Annotated in this window: 16 protein-coding genes; 11 read left to right on the forward strand and 5 right to left on the reverse strand. The window is 60.6% G+C overall.

Going from position 1 to position 18,237, the window contains the following annotated elements:
• Positions 1–270: 270 nt before the first annotated feature.
• From ACWF8S_RS15640 to ACWF8S_RS15660, 5 genes are read left to right on the forward strand one after another with little or no spacing between them, the layout of a single operon-like run.
• Positions 271–720: a GspH/FimT family pseudopilin gene (locus ACWF8S_RS15640; RefSeq protein WP_447554336.1), complete on the forward strand. Its 450-nt coding sequence runs from the start codon at positions 271–273 to the stop codon at positions 718–720.
• Positions 721–737: 17 nt separating this feature from the next.
• The gene (pilV, locus tag ACWF8S_RS15645; RefSeq protein ID WP_447554337.1) at positions 738–1,145 is read left to right on the forward strand and encodes a type IV pilus modification protein PilV; all 408 of its coding nucleotides are present in this window, start codon (positions 738–740) and stop codon (positions 1,143–1,145) included.
• Position 1,146: 1 nt separating this feature from the next.
• Positions 1,147–2,160: a PilW family protein gene (locus tag ACWF8S_RS15650; protein ID WP_447554338.1), complete on the forward strand. Its 1,014-nt coding sequence runs from the start codon at positions 1,147–1,149 to the stop codon at positions 2,158–2,160.
• The gene (locus ACWF8S_RS15655; RefSeq protein WP_447554339.1) at positions 2,157–2,600 is read left to right on the forward strand and encodes a pilus assembly PilX family protein; all 444 of its coding nucleotides are present in this window, start codon (positions 2,157–2,159) and stop codon (positions 2,598–2,600) included. The genes ACWF8S_RS15650 and ACWF8S_RS15655 overlap by 4 nt, the downstream gene beginning before the upstream one ends.
• Positions 2,597–6,064, forward strand: a complete 3,468-nt coding sequence (locus ACWF8S_RS15660; RefSeq protein ID WP_447554340.1) for a pilus assembly protein — start codon at positions 2,597–2,599, stop codon at positions 6,062–6,064. Before ACWF8S_RS15655 ends, ACWF8S_RS15660 begins: the two co-directional genes overlap by 4 nt.
• A 28-nt stretch (positions 6,065–6,092) precedes the next feature.
• On the opposite strand, the gene ACWF8S_RS15665 is transcribed toward ACWF8S_RS15660, so the two are convergent.
• Positions 6,093–6,365, reverse strand: coding sequence for a DUF2798 domain-containing protein (locus tag ACWF8S_RS15665; protein ID WP_447554341.1), 273 nt, complete (start codon positions 6,363–6,365; stop codon positions 6,093–6,095).
• 71 nt (positions 6,366–6,436) lie between these two features.
• Complete coding sequence (locus ACWF8S_RS15670; RefSeq protein ID WP_447554342.1) at positions 6,437–7,069, reverse strand: hypothetical protein; 633 nt, start codon at positions 7,067–7,069, stop codon at positions 6,437–6,439.
• 187 nt (positions 7,070–7,256) lie between these two features.
• Here ACWF8S_RS15670 and ACWF8S_RS15675 point away from each other — a divergent pair, with 187 nt between their 5' ends.
• On the forward strand, positions 7,257–8,576 hold the full coding sequence (locus ACWF8S_RS15675) for an NRAMP family divalent metal transporter (RefSeq protein ID WP_447554344.1): 1,320 nt from the start codon (positions 7,257–7,259) through the stop codon (positions 8,574–8,576).
• Positions 8,577–8,590: 14 nt separating this feature from the next.
• Here ACWF8S_RS15675 and hpxO read toward each other — a convergent pair whose 3' ends face one another.
• Together hpxO and ACWF8S_RS15685 are read right to left on the reverse strand one after the other, a co-directional pair.
• The gene (gene hpxO, locus ACWF8S_RS15680; protein ID WP_447554346.1) at positions 8,591–9,793 is read right to left on the reverse strand and encodes an FAD-dependent urate hydroxylase HpxO; all 1,203 of its coding nucleotides are present in this window, start codon (positions 9,791–9,793) and stop codon (positions 8,591–8,593) included.
• A 120-nt stretch (positions 9,794–9,913) separates the two neighbouring features.
• Positions 9,914–10,888, reverse strand: a complete 975-nt coding sequence (locus ACWF8S_RS15685; RefSeq protein WP_447554347.1) for a LysR family transcriptional regulator — start codon at positions 10,886–10,888, stop codon at positions 9,914–9,916.
• A 127-nt stretch (positions 10,889–11,015) separates the two neighbouring features.
• On the opposite strand from ACWF8S_RS15685, the gene speB reads away from it, so the two are divergent.
• Positions 11,016–11,927 (forward strand): agmatinase, encoded by a 912-nt coding sequence (speB, locus tag ACWF8S_RS15690; protein WP_447556615.1) that lies wholly within the window; start codon positions 11,016–11,018, stop codon positions 11,925–11,927.
• Positions 11,928–11,963: 36 nt separating this feature from the next.
• Here speB and ACWF8S_RS15695 read toward each other — a convergent pair whose 3' ends face one another.
• Positions 11,964–12,878, reverse strand: coding sequence for a LysR family transcriptional regulator (locus tag ACWF8S_RS15695; RefSeq protein ID WP_447554349.1), 915 nt, complete (start codon positions 12,876–12,878; stop codon positions 11,964–11,966).
• Positions 12,879–13,081: 203 nt separating this feature from the next.
• Here ACWF8S_RS15695 and ACWF8S_RS15700 point away from each other — a divergent pair, with 203 nt between their 5' ends.
• The 4 genes from ACWF8S_RS15700 to ACWF8S_RS15715 all read left to right on the forward strand — a co-directional run bounded on the left by ACWF8S_RS15700 (position 13,082) and on the right by ACWF8S_RS15715 (position 18,222).
• Positions 13,082–14,680 carry an ABC transporter substrate-binding protein gene (locus ACWF8S_RS15700; RefSeq protein ID WP_447554351.1) on the forward strand — a complete coding sequence of 533 codons (1,599 nt, stop codon included), beginning with the start codon at positions 13,082–13,084 and terminating at the stop codon, positions 14,678–14,680.
• A gap of 68 nt (positions 14,681–14,748) precedes the next feature.
• A complete protein-coding gene (locus ACWF8S_RS15705) occupies positions 14,749–15,690 on the forward strand; it encodes an ABC transporter permease (protein WP_447554352.1) in 942 nt (313 codons plus the stop codon).
• Positions 15,690–16,574, forward strand: a complete 885-nt coding sequence (locus ACWF8S_RS15710) for an ABC transporter permease (RefSeq protein WP_447554353.1) — start codon at positions 15,690–15,692, stop codon at positions 16,572–16,574. Before ACWF8S_RS15705 ends, ACWF8S_RS15710 begins: the two co-directional genes overlap by 1 nt.
• A gap of 1 nt (position 16,575) precedes the next feature.
• Positions 16,576–18,222 (forward strand): ABC transporter ATP-binding protein, encoded by a 1,647-nt coding sequence (locus ACWF8S_RS15715; protein WP_447554355.1) that lies wholly within the window; start codon positions 16,576–16,578, stop codon positions 18,220–18,222.
• Positions 18,223–18,237 lie beyond the last annotated feature (15 nt).

Here is an 18,237-nt window from a genome sequence, read left to right on the forward strand (position 1 = left end):
TGCAGATCTTCTACCTCTATAGCCCGCGCCTTGCGCGGGCTTTTCAATGGATCAGCACGCTTACCCCCATGCGGGTAGCGGTTCAATTAGCTGTATTAACGCCGGGTATTTCGCCGCTACTCGCGCTATATTTCTGGTACTTTATAAGCAATCCGGACGCCCATTTTTAATACTTATTAGCGACCATCACTCACTTTAACGACGGGTCAGTAAAACACCGCGTTGCCGACCTCTAGAGATACTCCCGTGGCCCAGGCACGATACCGCTTTATGCAAGGCTTTACGCTTTTGGAGCTTCTCGTGACGCTCGCCCTTCTGGCGTTGCTCGCGACGGTGGCGTTTCCCAATTTCGCCCGAATCATCGAGGCGAACCGGGTGGTGAGCGCCACCAACGAGTTCAAGACCGCGCTGAACTACGCCCGAAGCGAAGCTGTTCGGCGCAATCAAAGCGTGACGTTGGCGCCGCTATCAGGGGTTTGGGGCGCTGGCTGGGAAGCGAATACTCTGGACGGTCAGACACTGCGCCGCTGGCCTCAATCGGTCGATGGGCTCAGCGTCGACAATGTCCCGTCTACCATTCGCTTCAACAGTCTGGGGCGCTTCAACCTGGCCGCCGCGCAAATCTCCATACAACTGGGCAGTCAGGGGCGCTGCATTCGCCTGGAATCCAGCGGGCTCTCGCGAGCGCTGAGCCCGCCCCAGTCCTGCCCTTCTTCTTGATGCGACGTCGAGGCCTCATGAGAAAAGCGCAGCTGGGTCTTTCGCTTCTGGAGTCACTGATCGCCATGCTCATCATGTCGATCGGTCTTCTGGGCGTGGTCGCTCTGCAGACCCAGGCGCTTTCGCAGCAGCGAAGCGCTTATCTCGACACCCAGGCCACCAACATGGCCCAGGACATGCTGGACCGTATTCGCGCCAACAAGCGCCAGGCGAGCGCCTACCAGCTCGGTTCAGGGCAATCTTCCAGCGGCACCGGCCTGGTAGCCCGGGACACCGCCGAATGGGTGAGCGACCTGGAAGCCGTGCTGCCTCAAGGCCAGGGGGCCATTACCGTCGACCTGCCTGACGTCAGTGTCACGGTGAGCTTTAAAGAGCCTGCGGCATCCAACGAGCGCCGCCGCGTTCAACTGGTCTCGGAGCTTTGAGATGAGTAGCCGCTCCTCCCCTCCCGCCCACAGCGCATCCAATCCCCAGGCAGGCTTTACCCTGGTCGAGCTGTTGGTGGCGATGGTCATTGGCGTGCTGGTCATTCTGGGCGCCACCCAGCTCTTTATCGCCTCGCAGCAGAGCTATCGCATCACCACCGCGCTCGCCAACATGCAGGATACCGGGCGCTTCGCCCTGGAAACGCTCTCCCGGGAGCTTCGTCAGACGGATTTCAAGGGCGGCTGTGTGGCGAACCAGATCAACGTCAGCATTCGCGGTCAGGGCAATACCTCAAGCCCCGCACCAGCGCTGCAGGGGTTTGCCACCCCCCGAAACCTGGCGCTTTATAACGCGCTAGACAACCCGTTGCCCAATGCCCAAAGCATCGCCTTTCGCGCAGCGGGTACGCCGGTACCGATCACGATTACCAATGTGTCCGACCAACAGTTCAGTTTTCAAACCCAGTCGCCCGGCGCGCACGACCTTGGCGGGCACCTGGTGCTGCTTCAAGGCGTACAAAAATGTGATCTTTTTTTCAACGCGGCCACCCAGCCCAACCGGCTGCAAAAGAACACGACGGGGTGGCCGAGCAATAGCCCCGCGGCGGCCCCTTTAAGCTATGTCCAGGGCCAAACCGCCATGCTGACGGCGCTGGACAGCGCCATTTACTATCTAGGCAGCGATAACACCAATACGGGCGCCCCCTCACTGATGCGCCTGGACACCAGCACTCCAACGCCGCGTAACGAGGTACTGGCAAGCCATATCGCCGCTCTGCGTGCGCGTTTTCTGGTAGGGGAAGAGTACCTGCCCATGGACGCGTTGAGCGCCGACCAATGGGAGAGGGTCCGCGCCGTGCGTATCAGCCTGATTGTACAAAGCGAGCGCACCGACCTGCGCCAGGCGCCCACCACCATCGCCACCGGCAACTTCCGTTCGAGCCCGTTCAGCGCGAATGATGGGCGCCTTTATCAGGCGTTTACCACCACCATCACCCTGAGGAACCGGCCATGAGAGATGAGTTCGTCTACCCGGCCGGCCAGCGCGGCATGGCACTGGTGCTCAGCCTGATCTTTCTCGCCATCGTGACGCTGGTGAGCCTTTCATCAATGCAGGGCTCGATGATTCAGGGGCGCATGGCCGCCAACCAGCAGGATTACACTGTAGCGCTGCAAGCCGCAGAAGACGCGTTGAGCAAGGCAGAGCGCTGGCTAAAAGATGCCGCGCACCCCCCATCCCGGCAAGTCTGCGAACCGGCCCCCTCGTCGGGCCTATCACGAGAGGCCAGCTATTGCATCGAGCCGATAGCGCCATTGGGCTCACGCGCTACCAGCGAAGGAGTGGAAATGCTGGAAATACTCTACCGCATTGAAGCCGAGGGAACGGGTCAGTCAAAAGACACCAAGGTCAATCTGGAAGCACTCTTTGTGCGTGAACAGCGAGCAGGAACATGAACAAACCGGGCTACGCGCGTCTTGCCTGCGCCTTGTTGATCGTTCTCGGGGCGAGTTTAACCGTCACCCCTGCCTGGGCTCTGGGTACCAGCCCGCCGCCCACGACACCCACCGAACCAGCGCCCCAGCCTACCCCCGCCCCCGGGCCAACCCCCACGCCCACGCCCACGCCCGAACCACCCGTGGGCGGAGGGGGCGGCGTCATCAATGAAAACTACGATATACCGCTCGACAGAACCGGTGTATCCGGGGCGCCGCTGAACGTCGTAAGCCAGGTCGACCCCAACATACTCCTGATTCTGGATAACTCCGAAAGCGGCCAGGAAGGGCTCGACGGCCGGGTGGCGATTGGCACCAATCCCGGCGATCGGGAAAATCTCGCCGCCTGTCAGCTCAATACGTTTGACGCCACGCGCTGCCCGGCCGGGGCGCGCTCGCCGCTGAGCAAGTCGAGCATCATGAAACGCGTGGGGCGTGAGCTGATCGACCGCTACCGGGGCGAGATCAACCTGGGCCTGATGGCGTATCAGCAAAACCCCGCCTCCAGGGATCGAAACAGCTTTGCGACCGGCAACACCGTGGTTTGGCGCTTGACTGAGCGGGCACTGGATGCGCGTTATTCGACGGATGCCAATCCTAGCTGGTACAACCCTGCGTTTACAGGCGCATGGAACGCACCGACCAAACGCTACCGGGCACGTTTACCCAATAGTAATTTTTACACCTTCTTTAACGTTGGCGTACCCGGCTATTTTATCGTGGACCGAAACTCGAGAGATCTACCTGGCAGTTCAGACGATAAAACGGAGTATTGGCGAACGACCCAATACCCCACCTCCACGTCGGACCAGAGAATCGAACGCTACCAAGGGGTGAGCCGTAATTCGAATTGGCCGGTGATCGAAACCAACGTATCGCGGTATGACGATCCAATTATCGCAGGTTACACGGGGTTTAACCGAACGCCAGTCGTCGAAGCCGCTTCGATTCCTCTTGTGGACAGCCTTCGCCAACGCGGTATTCCCAACTGGGGTCCGCACATTGCCTCCCTCGCACTGAACCAGTTGGAGTGGCGCACCGCCTCCTCACCAGGACTTGGCTATCTTCATGTGCCCATCGGCGGGTCGCTTCCCGATGGCTCGGTCGACAACGCTCACTGGACATCGATTCTCTCCAAACTGCAGCCGCAGCGCCACGACTGGAACGGCAGCGGCAACCCGATGATCGACCCCGCCTGGCCGTTGCTCGCGACCGGGCTTACCCCCATCGAGGGCACCATGTACACCGCACGGGACTATTTCGTAAATCAGGGCGCCGCCGGGAGCTCTTTCGGAAGCGGTCAGGGGTATCGTTCCGGCATACGCATTCCCAACATGAACAATTCCGCCGCCCAGCAGTGTCTGGTCAACGCCAATATCTGGCTTACCGACGGGCTGCCCTCGGTGGACCGCACCGGCCGCTCACTGGGCAATAACGTAAGCCAGGCCCTGCAGGATGCGCAAAACGCCATCAAGCGCCTTTATGACGATACCGGCCGTGCGCTTCCAAGACCGGTCAAGACCTACGTAGTGGGGTTCAACCTGCCGCCGGATATCAACAACCTGCCGGGCGTCCCCCAGGACCCGCTGGGCGAACTGGCACGCGCCGGCGGCACCGAGCGCGCCTACTTTGCCAACGACGAAGCGTCGCTTAGCCAGGTCATGCAGCAGGTGCTGGGGAGTATCATCGCGGCCTCACAATCCAGCACCTCGTCAGCGGTGAACAGCGACACTTTCAACTTTGAAGGCAACAACCTGCTCTACAGCGCAGGTTTTCGAAGCGATGGCTGGTCGGGTCGGCTGATCGCCGCCGCCATCGAGCCGGATGGGCGTCGCACGCCACGCTGGAACGGCGAAACCGAGCTTGCCCGCCTGGCGGGTAACCGAAGGCTTTTGACCTCGTATCGGCCACAACCCACCGCCCCACGCACCGGAGCGCTGTTGAGCACTACCACCAGCGGATTCACCCAGGCCGAAATCGACTGGTTTCAGGGTCTCAGCCGCCCGCCGCTGCGCGCGCGGCAATCGCTTCTGGGGGATATCATCAACGCCAACCCGGTAGTGCTGCCCGGTAGCGGCTCTCGCGTTCCGCTTCTCCTGGTGGCTGCCAACGACGGTATGCTCCACGGCTTCAACGCCGATAACGGGCGCGAACTGTTTGCCTACTTGCCTTCCGAACTCACCCAGGGCGAGACGCCAGCGCTTCGCGAGTTGACCCGGGAAGGCTATAGCCACCGCTACTTCGTGGACGGCACGCCGACGGCTCGGGAAATAACGGTCAATGGCAATACCCGTGCCGTCGCCGTGGGCACCATGGGCGCCGGCGGGCGCACGGTATTTGCTCTGGATGTCAGCCAGCCCACCCAGATGGGCGCGCAGAGCGTGCTTTGGGAGTTTCGTCATCCGGAACTGGGTAGCGGTGTCAGTGAACCCACGATCGCCCAGCTCAGCGACGGTACCTGGGCGGCCATTTTCGGCAATGGCTATAACAGTACTGGGTATCAGGCTTCGCTGTTTGTGGTCAATCTTGCCACCGGCCGGCTCATCGCTCACTTGAAAACCAACGAAGGCAGCGTGGAGGCGCCCAACGGGCTTGCCACGCCCACCGTGACAGCGTGGCCGACGTTTACCGACGGTGCACGCTTCGCTTACGCCGGTGATCTTGCAGGCAACCTGTGGCGCTTCCCGCTCACCCAGAACGGCAGGCTTACAAAGCTCTACGCGGGCTCACGCAGTCAGCCCATCACCTCGGCCCCCGCGGTTACCTTGAGCGGCAACGCCGATAACCGGCTGATGGTGCTCTTCGGTACCGGCAGCTATTTCAGAAACCAGGACGTGGGCGATCGCAGCGTTCAGCAGCTGATCGGCCTTCGCGACCAGGTGGAGCGCTCGACCCCGATCAGCACGAACCAGCTTCTGACCCAGCGCATTACCGCCACCACTGCACAAAACGGGCTGAACCTGCGCGCCACTACCAACCTTGCCCTTGCCAGCGGCCAACAGGGCTGGCGAATGGAACTGCCGGCAGGCGAGCGGGTCATCGCCTCGCCGTCGTTGGCAAGCGGGCTGCCTCGGCGGGTGCGTTTTTCGACCATGTTACCGGATGACTCGGACCCGTGCGGCGGCAAGCGCGTGGGCTATTTTCTGTCGCTTCTGGCCGATACCGGCGGCAGCGGAGGGAGCACCATTTTCGATCTCAATGGCGACGGGCAGGTCGATAGCACCGCCACACTGAACGGCGAGGCGATCGTGGGCCTGCAGGCCGGCAACGGCGAGCGACTGGTGGGCATTAAAAATCCTGCAACGGGGCTGGAAACGCTTTTTATCGGCAATCCGGACGCCTTATCCGACGGCCGGAGTTTGATCAACGTCGATTTCAACGCGGTACAGCTGGGGCGCCGCTCCTGGCGTCAGATAAACAACTAGAAGCGGGCCAAGTGCCTCTTGCGAATGGTCAGGACGCGCGCACGGTTAGCTGGACCAGCCGGGCCACCACCGGACGCACCACCAGAATGCACCCAAAGGCCACCGGCATCGCCACCCGGTAGGCCTGCCACACCTGGCTCATGAACGCCTCCCCCAGGCCGCTGTTGACGGCGGTGATCACCAGCGTCATCAGAAACGCCATGATGGAGGACATGTAAAAAGCGAACACCACCGGCGTAAATTTCGGATGCAGCTTGCGGGCCGCCAGCAAGCGCTGCTCGGGGAAACGTTTTTGAACCATCACCACTGCCTGTATCGATTTAGTAAGCTGGCTACTTTACTCGCTCGACCGCCGGTTTTGAAAGCGCCCGGTCAGGAATAGGCTTCCAACGCCTGGGTGCCGCGTTCAAGGCGGTTGATGCGATAAAGGTCGTTCAGATAAAAATCCAGTTGTTCGATCAGGTAGTTCAGCGGAACGAGTAGAAAAATCAGCACCATCAGGATGACCGGCTCGTTGAGCCACTCAAGCGCTGGCGTCTCGACGCGGTAAAGCAGCGTATAGATACTCATGCCGCCCAGAAACTGGGCAATGAGGCTATTGAGAATCACCAGGCTGATGAACAGCGCCCGCCAGTCCCGCTTGGGCAATGGTGTCGTGCCCAACAGCGGATGGCGCACGGTCAGGCGTGAGCCAAAACGAAGCCTTGCACGGCGACGCAAAAGCGCCATGGCCGCTTCGTTACTCTCATGGCTGAAGGCCTCCAGCGCCAGGGTTTTATCGAATGTTTCGCCGAGAGTTCTTTCTACCGTGTCGCCAAAGGCAGTAATGTCTTTGCGCTCCTGGTAGTCGGCAGCGGCGGCCTTGAGCGTTTCAAGGCGCGCCCAGTCCTCATTTGAAAGCTTTTTGTGGTTATCGAAATTGATGGCGTAATTCACCGCGTACAGCTGATAAAGCGTGACGGTGACGCCGATAAAGATCAAAGCGTAAACAAGAGCGCTAAGCATGGGCAAGCCTACTCATGGGTTAAAAGGTCCAGGTTATAACAAGCGTTACTCATATTTAGCAGATATGCGCTTATGGTCGAATGTGGCATGAAAGCGCAGGCTAGCTGAGCTACCATAGCGCCCACGCGCAGTGGGGGTAAAACAACAATGCCACGCCCCCGATTACTTGGCTCACAAGGAGCATCCCATGCCCTCTCGACACTCCACTTCCTTAAGTGGTGACGCAACGTCTCGCTCTCATCCCGCGAAAAAATACCTGGCTGCTTTGGGGCCCGGCTTTTTGTTTGCGGGCGCGGCGATCGGCACCTCCCACGTCGTACAGTCCACTCGCGCCGGCGCGGAGTATGGCATCGGGCTTCTAGGCTTCATCCTGCTGGCGGTTCTGCTGAAGTATCCCTCGTTTTTCTTCGGCCCTTTTTATGTCAGCGTGACCGGCAAATCATTGGTCGAGGGATATCGCCAGACCTTCGGCCGCTTTGTGGTGGCTCTGTTTGCTCTGGTGCAGATCCCTGTCACGGCGATCATCATTGCCGCGATCGCGATTACCACCGCGGGCCTTGCCGGCAGTATCGTGCCGCTGACGCTCAGCCCGCCCACGGTGGCGGTCATCCTGATCGCACTGTGTGGCGTGCTGACCTTTGCTGGCGGCTACAAGCTGCTGGACTGGGTCAACAAGGTCTTCGTGGTGATCCTGAGCCTGACGACCATACTGGCCGCGATCGTCGCCCTGCCCCTGGTGGACTGGACCTTCTACCCGGAAACGGCGGTGTCGCCGCTCTGGAGCGTGGCCACCTTTGTCACGCTGGTGGCGGTGCTTGGGTTGATGCCTTCGGATATCACGCTTGCCGTCATGAACTCGCTGTGGTCCGAGGCGCGCAACAAGACCCAGGGTAGGCGCAGCGACACCGCCGCCGAAAAGATCGATTTCAACATCGGCTATATCGGCGCGGGCGTGCTGGCGGCGTGCTTCGTGATCATGGGCGCGGGCGTCATGCACAGCCAGGGTATCACCCCGGCGGACGGTGCAGTCGGCTTTGCAAGTCAGGTCATCAGCCTGTACACCAGCACCCTTGGCGAGTGGAGCGGCGTGGTCGTGGGCATCTCCGCGTTTACCGTCATGCTGACCACGCTGTTGACCGTCCTCGATGGTTTTCCGCGCATGATCAGCGCCTCCTGGTATACCTTCACCCGGCCGTCGGGCGCAACGGAAGAGTCGCGCACGATCGAGGGCAGTCCAGCGTTTCTGGTGTCGCTGATCGGGCTGTCGCTGCTGGCGGCGGTGATTCTCTTCACCCTGATGGGCAATTTCCGCCTGTTCATGGACTTCGTCATGGTGGTGGCGTTTCTGCTGAGCCCCATTCTCGCCGCGCTCAACCACTTCACCGCCAACGGCGCCACCGTGCCCCCGGCGCTGCGCCCCTCGAAGCTGATCAACGCCTGGAGCTGGCTGGCGATTGCCACGCTGACGCTGTTGTCGATCGGCTATGTGGTCGTGCAGTTCATGTAAGTTTTACCGGGCGGTCACACCACTGGGCCGCCCACCACCGTTTTCCTGATTCCTTCCAGCACCCCCTGGCCATCCTCGTGCTGCAACTCCTCGTACCAGGCTTGAGTCTCGCCAGGGTTATCGCCGTGAATCATCGCCGCGCGCCTACGCGCGCGCGAGACGATTTCCCCGACACGCTCTACGCGGGCGTCATCATATTCGGCCAGCGCACGGCTCAGAGCCGAGGGCGTTTCATCCCCTCTTTCCAGCGCCCTCCTGACCGCCTCGGCCAGCACCCAGGCATCTTCCATCGCCTGGCAGCCGCCCTGACCCAGATCCGGTGCCATGGCGTGGGCGGCGTCGCCCAGAAGCGCCACGCGGTTATCCGTCAGGGTGCTCAAGGGCTCGATATCGTGAATCTCCACCCGAGCCATGCGGGCGGGGTCGAACTGATCGATCAAGGCCTGGACAGGGGCACCCCAGCCGGCGAAGTGCGCTTTCAGCTCGTTTCGATACTGGGCGGACTCGCTTGAGGTACCCGCCGCCAGCGGCACATCAAAAAAGCAGTAGAACTCCTGCTCGCCCGCTTCGTTTCCGCCGGTGCCCATGGGCATGAGTGAGACGCGTTTGCCCTCGCCCACGTACTGATCCCAGCTAGTCAGCGGGGCCAGATCGGGATGGGCGACTACCCGTACGTTCCAGTTCACATAGCCCACGTACTGGCGCTCCACGCGTTGACCCACGATCTTGTTGCGCAGTCTTGAGTGCGTGCCGTCAGCCACCACCAGTAGATCGGCGCTTATACGTTCGCCATCCTCCAGCACGACAGTCACGCCTTCGGCACGGGTTTCGTAATCCACGCAGTTTCGTCCCAGCGCGATATTTGACGCCCCTACCGCCTCGAACAGAGTTTGCTGGAGCGCGGCGCGCGAAATCGGACAGGCGCGCTGGTTCACCGCGTCGTAAAGCGGCGTCAGCGAAAAGTCGCTTAAAAGATGCCCGTCATGACTGAGATAACGCATGCGCGTCATGTCGCCGCTCAGTTGCTCGATAGTGGTGCCAAGTCCAAGCTGATGCATCACTTTAACGCCGTTGGGCCAAAGCGAGATGGCCGCCCCGACCGGACGAATGACATCGACGCGCTCGAACACTCGCACGTGATGCCCTTGACGCTGAAACGCAAGCGCCGCACTCAACCCGCCCATACCCGCGCCAATCACGACAATATCCAACGCCATAATGCCTCCTGTTCTTTTTTATAAAAATCGCGGCTCTAGAATATATGAAAGCCAACGTAAAACCTTGATCCCACGAGCCTACCGCATCCTCTTTTCAAAGCGTATTTCGCAAGCCCCGTTTTATGCCCGGCCATCAATACGAGCAAGATAAGGGCCATCTCCATGCCAAGGGTGCTCGTAAGCAGTGGTGGCAAACGCGCTGAGTTCGGCGTACAGCCAGGCAATGGACGGTTCTCGGGTATAAAGTTCGTGTTGGATCAGCGTCATGGTCAGCGCGCCGAGCTCGGACGGGGCCTCTACGACGCGCACCGGCAGCAGCGTGATGAAGCGCTCGGCCATGCGCCGAGGCAGCGTCATGATGGCTTCGGTCAGCGCCACCACGCGCGCGGCGGCAATGTAGTTCAGATTTTGCGAGATTACGCGCCGCGTCAAGCCGTGCCGCTCCAGGCAGCTATCGATATGGCTCGGCCCCAGCCCGCTGATATCGGCAAGCTCCACATGAGGGGCCCTGGCAAATGCGTCGAGACTCAACCGTTGCCCTATCCGTGGGTTATCTGCAGCGGCCAGGCACACCCACTGCTCATCCAGCCACGGGGTTTTCATCACTCCGACGGGCAGTTCGATCTGGCTATCCAGCCCCACCACCATATCCACCTGCCGGCTCTCCAGCGCTTCGTTGAGTACCGCGGGCGTAATCAGTTCGATCGCAAAACTGATGCCCGGCGCATGAGCCAGCAACCGGCTCAAAAAAGCCGGATACATCACTTCCTCGAAGTAGTCCGTGGTGGCCAGCGTAAAGCGCCGGGTGCTGGTAGCCGGCGCAAACGTAGCGGGCGGGGTCAGCCCTTCCTGCAAAAGTGCCAGCGCCTGCTGAACGATAGGTAACAGCGCCAGCGCCCGGGGGGTGGGCTGCATCCCCTGCTCGGTGCGCACGAAAAGCGGGTCATCCAGCGCCTCACGCAGGCGCTTAAGCGCATGACTGATCGTGGGCTGGCTGACATGCAGCTTTTCCGCCGCCCGGGTCACGTGGCGCTGATGCATCAGCGTTACAAAGACCAGCAGCAGATTGAGATCGAACTTCTGAAGCAAGCGCATCACGCACCACTATTTATATTGTGAATGCTCCAATTCTAAACATTCATTTTGTTCATTGCGTAAAACATTTTATCGTCGCGACCTTTCTTTCCTCAGGAGACGCTTGCCGGTGACCCAGCCCCCCATCATGCCCAGTCTGTTTGGTGATGTGATCTCGACGTTCATGAACGTGGCCAAGGCCACCGATCCCAAAGCCACCGATGCGGACGTCGTCATCAGTGGCGTGCCGTTTGACTTGGCCTGTTCCGGCCGCGCGGGCACCCGTATGGGCCCCAACGCCATTCGCCAGGCCACGGCCAACCTGATCTGGGAAGGCAAGCGCTGGCCCTGGGACTTCGCCCTGGAAGAGCGGCTCAAGGTGTGTGACGCGGGTAATGTGGACTATGCCTACGGCGAGCCGGAAAGCCTGGTAGATAACCTGGAAAGCCACGCCGGGCGCTGGCTGGGCGCGGGCAAGAAGATGCTCACCCTCGGCGGCGACCATTACATTACCTTGCCGCTTCTGCGCGCTCATGCGCGCGAGCACGGCCCGCTCGCGCTGATTCACTTCGACGCCCACACCGACACCTATGAACAGGGTACCCGCTTCGATCACGGCACCATCTTTCACCACGCTTTGAAAGAGGGATTGGTAGTGCCGGAGCACTCGCTGCAGATCGGCATTCGTACCAGTTATGATCGCGCCAACCACCCGTATGAAGTGCTGGACGCCGATTGGGTGAACGACCACGGCCCCAAAGCGGTGCTCGAACGCATCCGCACCCGGGTAGGCCATCATCCGGCCTATGTGAGCCTGGATATCGACGGCCTCGACCCGGCCTTCGCCCCGGGTACCGGTACGCCGGTCTGCGGCGGCATGAGCACTGACCTGCTGTTGAAGGTGATTCGTGGGCTGGTCGGCATGGCGCTGGTGGGTATGGATGTAGTGGAGGTCAATCCGGCCTACGACCACGGTGATATTACGTCACTGGCGGCGGCGACCCTGGGGCTCGAGTTCTTGTATGTGCTGGGGGCGGCCAAGCCTACGCCGAGCCACTGATGTCTTAAGCGACACCACAAGCCATGGCGTTCAGCGTCATGGCTTTCCGGTGTCCAGGGCCTGGCATAAATCACCCAGAAAATCTGCCACGCCTTTGGGTAATACTCGCCCGGCCAGCGTTTGCACCTCCAGCGTGCGCCCGCTCATTTCACGGTCTCTAATGGGTAGCGATACAAGCCCGGCCGACTCCCCCAGGTGGCGCACCGACACATCACCGATAAGCGTAATACCGCCCCGGCTCACCGCGAAATGCACTAACGTCGTTACGAAGTTACTCGTTATGACAGGCTCGATCAAAAGCCCCTGGCGGCTGCAACTGACGTTGAATAACTGGCGAATCGTCGTGTTCTCGGTGGGCAGTGCCAACGAGTAGTCGCTGAGTTGCGCCAGGGATACCTGTTTCTTGTCGGCCAGCGGGTGCGAGCGGTGCATGACCGCGTGAATCGGCGCCATGATGCGCTTTTCCACTTTTATATTCTTCTCAGGCGAAGGCGAAATCGTCAGACCGATATCCGACAGCCCTTCACATACCCGTTGGGTCACGTCCGTCGACGAGGTAACGGTTATATCGAAATGAATGCCGTGATGCCTTTCACGGTAACGGCTGATCACGTGCGGCAGCAGATAGCTGGCGAGCCCTTCGATACTGGCGATACGTACCGTGCCCCGTTGAATGCCCTCCAGCCCGGTAATCTCCTCGATCACTCGCGTTGCATCCAGACGCGCCTTGCGGGCGTGAGCGGCCAATAGCTCCCCGGATGGACTCAAGCGCATGCCCGTGGGATGGCGCTCGAACAGCTGGCTTCCCAACTCGGCCTCGAGCCGAGTGATTTGTCTGCTGACGGCAGAAGGCGCCACGTGAAGCGTTTGCGACGCCTTGTTGATCGACCCCTGACGAACGATCTCCAGAAAATAGCGCAGCGCAGGGTCGATCAAAAGACGTTCGTTCATGAAAACCTCGGGATCGGGCAGACTGTTGCTATTGCTTTAAAGGCAATACCGCATTCGAAAAATACATCTAACGTGACGACTTTTACCAGCGCTAGTATCGAGCAGACAGGCAAATCAGAAAGCGTATAAAAAACAAAAAGCGCCCGATTGCCCGCCGTCATTTCGGATATCGCCAGCCGCCAATAATTTCAAAGGAGATTGCGATGCGTACACCAGTGACCCCCTCTCGTTTTACCCGGACAACGCTATTGACCGCCTTGGGCATGGCGGGAGCGCTCTCAGTAAGTGCACAGGCCGATACCACCGTGAATGCCGTCATGCACTCGGCATTGAGAGCGCTGGACCCGGTATCCAGCAGTGCCACCATTGCTCGTAACCACGGCTACATGATCTACGACACGCTGGTGGGGCTTGACGCCGAGCTCAATGCGCAACCGCAAATGGCGGACTGGGAGATCTCCGATGACGGTCTCACCTATACCTTTACCCTGCGTGATGGGCTCACCTGGCACGATGGCACGCCGGTAACCGCCCATGACTGTATCGCTTCGCTAAAGCGCTGGGGACATTTCGATCCCGGCGGCACGCTGATTTTCAACCATCTGGAAAGTCTGACGGCGCTGGATGATAACCGCCTTGAGCTGACACTTTCCGAACCGCTTGGCGATGTCATCGGGCTTTTAGCCAAACCTTCCGCCGTCGCGGCGTTCATGATGCCCGAAGAGGTCGCCTCGATCGAGCCCGGCCAGGCGTTACCCAATCAGATCGGCTCAGGTCCGTTCCGCTTCTTAGGCGATGAATTCCAGCCCGGCGTCAAAGCCGTCTACGAGCGTTTTGACGAGTATACACCGCGTGATGAGGCGCCCTCCGGTACGGCGGGTAGCAAGGAAGTGCATGTGGATCGCGTCGAGTGGATCCATATGCCGGATGTGCAAACCACGGTCAATGCCATCAATAGCGGCGATATCGACTATATCGAGCGTACGCCCTTCGACCTTCTTCCGCTTCTGGAAAGCAATCCGGACATCACTGCCGAGGTGCTCGACCCGCTGGGCATGCTGACGCTGGCGCGCATGAACTTTCTTCACCCTCCGTTTGACGACGCCCGCGTTCGCCGTGCCGCGCTTTTAGCTATCGGCCAGGATGACGTCATGGCCGCGCTGGTAGGTGACCCGCGCTACTACCAGACCTGTGCTTCGGTCTTTGGTTGTAACACGGCGCTCTCCACCGAGGTGGGCGGCGAGTCGCTCACTGCCGGCGGCGACCTGGAGCAGGCTCGCGCGCTGCTTGAGGAAGCGGGGTACGATCAAACGCCCATCGTGCTTTTGCAGCCCTCCGATGTCGCCACACTGACGCCCCAGCCTGTCGTCGTTGCACAAGCGCTGCGCAGCGCAGGCTTCAACGTCGAACTGCGCCAGATGGATTGGCAGACCCTGGTCAGCCAGCGTGCGAGTCGCGAAGCATCTGCCGATGGCGGCTGGGACATGATCTTCACCAACTTCGGCGTGGACAGCATCTGGTCGCCGACCATCAACCCGCTTTTGATCAGCACTGGCGAAGAGGATAGCTGGTTTGGTTGGCCGACCGACTCGGAAATGGAAGAGCTGCGCCGCGAGTTTGCCATGGCAACCAGCGAAGAGCAGCGCAAGACGTTGGCCGAAGCAGTGCAGGAGCACGCTATGGAACAGGCGACGTTTATCCCGCTAGGACAGTTTCAGAACGTGATTTCCTGGCGCAGTGAGCTAAGCGACGTAGTCGCGGGGCCCATTCCCGTTTTCTGGGGCATGCAAAAAGCTGACTAACCGTGTGGCCTCTACCCTGTCACGGGTAGAGGCTGCTCAGGCTCTGCCCACACCCCGGGGGTTTACCCATGCTGAGTTATCTTGTCCGACGCCTGCTGGCCGCCATTCCTGTTCTGCTGGTGGTCGCACTCTCCGTCTTTCTCCTGCTGCGCCTGGCACCGGGCGACCCTGCCGTGATCATCGCCGGCGATATGGCAAGCCCGGCGCAAGTCGCCAGCATCCGCACCGCGCTGGGGCTTGACCAACCCATCTACACCCAATTCTTTATCTGGATGGGCAATATGCTCCAGGGGGATTTCGGCACCTCGCTGATTTCCCAAACCTCTGTGCTGTCGATGATCGCCCAGCGTCTTGAGCCCACTATCAGCCTGGCGCTGGCGGCCATCGTCTTTACCGTGCTGATCTCGGTGCCGCTGGGCGTCATTGCCGCCTGGCGCCAGGGGAGCTGGATCGACAATCTGGTGATGTCGGTCTCCGTGGTGGGGTTCTCGGTTCCTGTTTTCGTGATCGGCTACATCGTCATTCTGGTATTCGCCATCGAGCTTGGCTGGCTGCCCGTGCAGGGCTATCGCAGCCTGGACAACGGCTTTGGCGAGTTCGCCAGCCGCCTGGTGCTGCCGGCGCTGACGCTCTCCTCGGTGTATATCGCCCTGATCGCCCGAATGACGCGCGCCAGCATGCTCGAAGTGCTCAAGGAGGATTACATCCGCACCGCCCGAGCCAAGGGGCTGGGTGAGCGACTGGTGCTGTTTCGTCATGCGCTGCGCAATGCGGGCGTCCCCATTCTGACCGTGATCGGCACCGGCTTCGCGCTGATGGTCTCGGGGGTAGTGGTAACCGAGAGCGTATTCAATATCCCGGGGCTGGGCCGCTTGATCATCGATGCCGTACTGGCGCGGGACTACCCCGTGATCCAGGCGATCATCCTGCTGACCGCGGGGCTTTACGTGCTGATCAATCTGTTGATCGATCTCTCCTATGCCATTACCGACCCCAGGATTCGCTACTGATGCATACACTCGCCCACCGATTCCCGGCACGTGCCTCGCTGCATGGCTTGACGTGCAAGCTACTGCGTCTGCGTCCGCGCACCACCACCATCATTGCCGCTGCCATCCTGACACTCATCGTATTGATGGCCATCTTCGCGCCACTGGTCGCGCCGCATGACCCCACGGCGCTCTCCCCGGCCAACCGCCTGCAGGGTATGAATGCCACCTATTGGCTGGGCACCGATGCCTACGGCCGCGATCTTTTCTCGCGCGTGGTGTACGGCGCGCGTATCTCGCTGATGGTCGGTTTGGGCGTGGCGCTGCTTACGCTGGTGATCGGGCTTCCACTTGGCCTGATTGCCGGCTACTTTCGCGCCATCGATGCGGTGCTGATGCGCTTCATGGACGGACTGATGGCCATTCCCGGCATTCTCGCCGCGATTGCCATCGTCTCGCTTACCTCCGCCAACCTGTGGATGCTGATGATTGCCATCACCGTACCGGAGATACCACAGATCGTGCGCCTGGTGCGCTCCCAGGTACTCGCCACCCGAGAAGAAGCGTTCGTGGAGGCGGCCGTACTCATGAGCACTCCGACCCGCACCATTCTTTGGCGCCATCTGATGCCCAACACCTTTGCGCCGCTCATCGTGCAGTGCACCTACGTCTGCGCAGCAGCGATTCTTACCGAGGCGACCCTCTCGTTTCTGGGCGTGGGGCTCAGCTCCGAAACGCCCACCTGGGGCAACATCATGTCCGATGGACGCATCTATTTTCAGTTGAAACCCTCATTGATCTTCTGGGCCGGCCTGCTGCTCTCGCTGTGTATCTTGTCGATCAATCTGCTCGGCGATGCAGCCCGTGACTCCCTCGACCCCACCATGAAACGCAAGGACGGCTGAGATGAGCATCGATACTCCCGTTTTGAAGGTCGACGGTCTGGTGGTCGAAACCACCGACGCATCGCCCAAACAGATTCTCAAGGGTGTTTCATTCGAGATTCACGCAGGCGAGACGCTTTGCCTGGTGGGTGAGTCGGGTTCCGGCAAGTCGGTCTCGTCGCTGACTACCATGGGCCTTCTGCCCAAAACCGGCCTGCGAGTCACCGGGGGGCAAGTCACCCTGGACGGCGAGACACTGCTGGGCGCCACCCCCAAACGCCTGAGCCAGCTTCGCGGCAGCCGCATGGCGATGATTTTCCAGGAGCCGATGACGGCGCTGAACCCGGTGCTCAGCGTCGGCAAGCAGCTCGACGAAGTACTGGCCTGCCATACCAGCGCCTCAAGTGGCGAGCGCCGCGCTCAGGTACTCGATGCCCTCGAGCAGGTGCACCTGCCGGATATCGAGCGCGTTTACGCAAGCTTTCCTCATCAGCTCTCCGGCGGCCAGCGTCAACGCATCATGATTGCCATGGCACTGCTGCTCAAACCCAGACTTCTGATCGCCGATGAGCCGACCACGGCGCTGGATGTCACCACCCAGCACCAGATACTCAAACTGATTCGCGAGCTGCAGCAAAAGTACGGCACCGCCGTGTTGTTCATCACCCACGATATGGGCGTGGTGGTGGATATCGCCGATCGCGTCTGCGTGATGAATACCGGCGAAATCGTCGAACAAGGGCCAGTCCAGCAAATTTTAAGCACTCCCCGACAGGCGTATACCCAGCGCCTGCTGGCGGCCGTGCCCAGCTTGACCCCGCGCCCGCCTCGCGCTACGCAGGGCGAGCGTCAAGTACTCGACGTCACCGAGCTTCATAAGGAGTTTACGCCGGCGCGCGGCCTGCTTGGTTACTTCACACCTCGCCGTGCGGGCACCAAAGCCGTCGACAACGTCAGTTTTCAGCTTCAGGAAGGCCGCACGCTGGGTATCGTGGGTGAGTCCGGCTCGGGCAAGTCGACCCTGGCGCGCTGCGTGATGCGCTTGATCAGCCCGACGGGCGGCACCATTCGTATCGGCGGCCAGGATATTGCCGATTTGCATCCACGCAGCCTGAAACCGCACCGCGGACGCATCCAGATGGTCTTTCAGGATCCTTACCGCTCGCTGAACCCGCGCCTGACGATTGGCCAGAGCCTGATCGAGGGCCCCACCAACTACGGCAAGCCCCGCAAAGAGGCACTGGCAAAAGCCAGAGAACTGCTCGAGCTGGTCGGCCTGCCAACTGATGCCATCGACCGCTATCCCCACCAGTTCTCCGGTGGCCAGCGCCAGCGTATCGCGATTGCCCGGGCGCTGGCCATGGAGCCCGATGTCATCGTCGCCGACGAAGCCGTCTCGGCACTGGATGTCTCGGTACAGGCCCAGGTACTGGCACTGCTGGACGATATTCAAAAACGTCTGGGCGTGGCGGTGCTGTTCATTACCCACGACCTTCGTGTCGCCGCGCAGATTTGCGACGACGTCCTCGTGATGCAGCGTGGCCAAGTGGTCGAATACGGCCCGGCCCAGCAGGTACTGGGCGACCCCCAGGCCGCTTACACACGCCAGTTGATTGATGTAGCGCCCGGACGCCATTGGGATTTTGCCGCTTTTGGCCCCGCGGCCTAACCGTTTGGAAAGGAT

The sequence above is a fragment of the Vreelandella xerophytica genome (genome assembly GCF_968048975.1).

Bases quoted from the DNA above. Each gene is read 5' to 3' on its own strand.
- ACWF8S_RS15640 (WP_447554336.1), top strand. From the start codon at position 271: ATGCAAGGCTTTACGCTTTTGGAGCTTCTCGTGACGCTCGCCCTTCTG.
- pilV (WP_447554337.1), top strand. From the start codon at position 738: ATGAGAAAAGCGCAGCTGGGTCTTTCGCTTCTGGAGTCACTGATCGCC.
- ACWF8S_RS15650 (WP_447554338.1), top strand. From the start codon at position 1,147: ATGAGTAGCCGCTCCTCCCCTCCCGCCCACAGCGCATCCAATCCCCAG.
- ACWF8S_RS15655 (WP_447554339.1), top strand. From the start codon at position 2,157: ATGAGAGATGAGTTCGTCTACCCGGCCGGCCAGCGCGGCATGGCACTG.
- ACWF8S_RS15660 (WP_447554340.1), top strand. From the start codon at position 2,597: ATGAACAAACCGGGCTACGCGCGTCTTGCCTGCGCCTTGTTGATCGTT.
- ACWF8S_RS15665 (WP_447554341.1), bottom strand. From the start codon at position 6,365: ATGGTTCAAAAACGTTTCCCCGAGCAGCGCTTGCTGGCGGCCCGCAAG.
- ACWF8S_RS15670 (WP_447554342.1), bottom strand. From the start codon at position 7,069: ATGCTTAGCGCTCTTGTTTACGCTTTGATCTTTATCGGCGTCACCGTC.
- ACWF8S_RS15675 (WP_447554344.1), top strand. From the start codon at position 7,257: ATGCCCTCTCGACACTCCACTTCCTTAAGTGGTGACGCAACGTCTCGC.
- hpxO (WP_447554346.1), bottom strand. From the start codon at position 9,793: ATGGCGTTGGATATTGTCGTGATTGGCGCGGGTATGGGCGGGTTGAGT.
- ACWF8S_RS15685 (WP_447554347.1), bottom strand. From the start codon at position 10,888: ATGCGCTTGCTTCAGAAGTTCGATCTCAATCTGCTGCTGGTCTTTGTA.
- speB (WP_447556615.1), top strand. From the start codon at position 11,016: ATGCCCAGTCTGTTTGGTGATGTGATCTCGACGTTCATGAACGTGGCC.
- ACWF8S_RS15695 (WP_447554349.1), bottom strand. From the start codon at position 12,878: ATGAACGAACGTCTTTTGATCGACCCTGCGCTGCGCTATTTTCTGGAG.
- ACWF8S_RS15700 (WP_447554351.1), top strand. From the start codon at position 13,082: ATGCGTACACCAGTGACCCCCTCTCGTTTTACCCGGACAACGCTATTG.
- ACWF8S_RS15705 (WP_447554352.1), top strand. From the start codon at position 14,749: ATGCTGAGTTATCTTGTCCGACGCCTGCTGGCCGCCATTCCTGTTCTG.
- ACWF8S_RS15710 (WP_447554353.1), top strand. From the start codon at position 15,690: ATGCATACACTCGCCCACCGATTCCCGGCACGTGCCTCGCTGCATGGC.
- ACWF8S_RS15715 (WP_447554355.1), top strand. From the start codon at position 16,576: ATGAGCATCGATACTCCCGTTTTGAAGGTCGACGGTCTGGTGGTCGAA.